Raw genomic sequence first — 2351 nt, forward strand, 5'->3', positions numbered from 1 at the left:
ATAAAGGCGTAACCATAGTACAGGCCTGGCCTTATGCCTTAGCTATTTTGATTGGTGCAATTTTCCTGGCGTATATTACTTTGAAATGGTATGATGAGCCGGTTCGTAACTGGCTGCGAAAAAAACTTGGTTAAAAAGAGATCTTGAACAAAAGCGGCCTCAGCGTACCTTGACAGGCAAAGCATTAAAAGCAATAAAACATGGCCTGAATTTCTTAAATTCGTAGCATAAGAGATAAAACTTCCGGTAAAGGAGGGTCAGCAAAATTAATATTGAGCAAACTTTCGAAATACCGGTTAGCAAAGCGTTAAGTGAACAAAAGCATTCAATTTATCTATAAAAGCATAATACCTTACCACCTATGAAAATAACACGCGTTTTTATGTTTTCCTGCCTCCTCATATTAGGCTGCGCCGGGCCGAAAAAACTGGCTGACGCCGGCAATGCCGATAAAGGCTGGACGAAGCTGTTTAACGGGACCGACATTAACGATTGGTTTGTAAAGATCAATCATCACCTGGTTGGCGAAAATTATGGCAATACCTTCCGGGTAGAAGATGGCATGATCAGGGTTAGCTATGATCAGTACGGCGATTTCAACGATCAGTTTGGTCATTTGTATTACAAAACCCCGTTCTCTTACTATCACCTGCGGTTTGAATACCGCTTTGTTGGTAAACAGCAAAAAGGCGCGCCAGACTACACGCTCCTTAACAGCGGCGTCATGTTTCATTCACAGGATCCCCGAACTATGCTAAAGGACCAGGATTGGCCGATATCGATAGAAATGCAGTTATTAGGCGGCCTGAGCGACGGGAAACCAAGGCCAACAGGGAATATGTGCTCACCCGGCACTGATGTTGTTTATAAAGGAAAGGTTTCGCCCGATCATTGTATCAACTCTACTTCAAAAACCTATGACGGTGACCAGTGGGTAAAAGGCGAACGGATTGTTCAGGGCAACAAATTAATTACCCATATTATCAACGGCGATACCGTACTTCAATATTCAAGGCCTACCATTGGCGGCGGCGTGGCACATGGCTATGATCCTAAATACAAGCAGGATGGCAAATTACTAAGCAGCGGCTTTATCGCTCTGCAAAGTGAAGGGCAGCCTGTCGATTTCAGGAATATAGAGATTAAACAGTTGCCGGATACTGACCGGTAGGCTGTAACAGAAGCCAGGTTCGTTAATATTTCTCCTGAGTTAACAATAGCCGTTAATTGGGCAAAAACAACACGTTATACGAAACTATTTCCCGTAAATACCCGTATCACAGGCAAGCAGTACTAACTTAAAATAAGCTCCCGGTAACCCGGAATTATTATGAACGTTAAAGGCGATTGGTCAATATAAATTCTTGCCCGATAGAACTTATTAAGACTGAATTTCTGAAACCAAATTAATAAGTTCCGCAAGATAAGAGCATTTATTTAGCCGCTGTACTGCTTGTTTTGGCTATAACATCAACCGATTAAAAATACTATAAAACTACCAGCAAAATAATAATGAGGCCAATATTGCTTTTTATCTGGTGTTTATACCTGCTTTTTCCCGGATTATCCTATTCGCAAACACCCGCCCTTAAATTTAAACAGCTTAGTACAAACGAAGGTCTTTCCCAAAGCCATGTAGGAGCCATTATTAAGGACAGTCGCGGCTTTATGTGGTTTGGAACCGAAGATGGGCTCAATAAATATGACGGTTATAAATTTACTCAGTATAAACACGATCAGAATAACAAAACAACAATTATTGATAATTATGTATTAGCTATAGCGGAAGACGCTTCCAATAATTTATGGATTGGAACCGAGAGCGGGCTTGACAGATTTGACAGGGCGAAAAATACATTTATTCACTATTCCAATCATTTAACTTTTGCCGTCAGGTCTGTTTTTATGGATAGTAAAAAGCGAATCTGGCTGGGCACCAGTAAGGGGCTGTATTTATTTAATGCAGCAAATGGCACTTTTAAGAAATTTACACATGCTGATAAAAATACAAACAGTATAATTAATGATTTTATATACCAGGTTACAGAAGACAATAATGGTTGGCTATGGATAGGAACCGATGATGGACTTTATCATTTTAACCCCCAAAACGGTAAGTTTATCCGTTATGTTCATGATCCGGCAAATAAAAACAGTATTGGCGCCAGTTGGGTAAAGGCTGTTTACAAAGATAGCAAGGGTAATATTTGGGCGGGTACACATGGCGGTGGCCTGGCACTGTATAACACCAAAAGCAATTTATTTATAAATTTTAAACACGACCCCAATAACAGTAATAGCATTTGCCACAATGATATTCTTTCGATACTGGAAAGCAACGGAAAACTATG

At 40.4% G+C, this 2351-nt stretch carries 2 protein-coding genes; both read left to right on the top strand.

The genetic code is table 11. From position 1 onward, the window contains the following. Positions 1 to 361 precede the first annotated feature (361 nt). Positions 362 to 1171, top strand: a complete 810-nt coding sequence (locus tag VF500_RS28855; protein WP_330862968.1) for a DUF1080 domain-containing protein — start codon at positions 362 to 364, stop codon at positions 1169 to 1171. 341 nt (positions 1172 to 1512) lie between these two features. Then, on the top strand, positions 1513 to 2351 hold an 839-nt coding region (locus tag VF500_RS28860; protein WP_330862969.1), incomplete at its 3' end, for a ligand-binding sensor domain-containing protein.

Source organism: Mucilaginibacter sp. (assembly GCF_036383575.1).
Taxonomy (GTDB): domain Bacteria; phylum Bacteroidota; class Bacteroidia; order Sphingobacteriales; family Sphingobacteriaceae; genus Mucilaginibacter.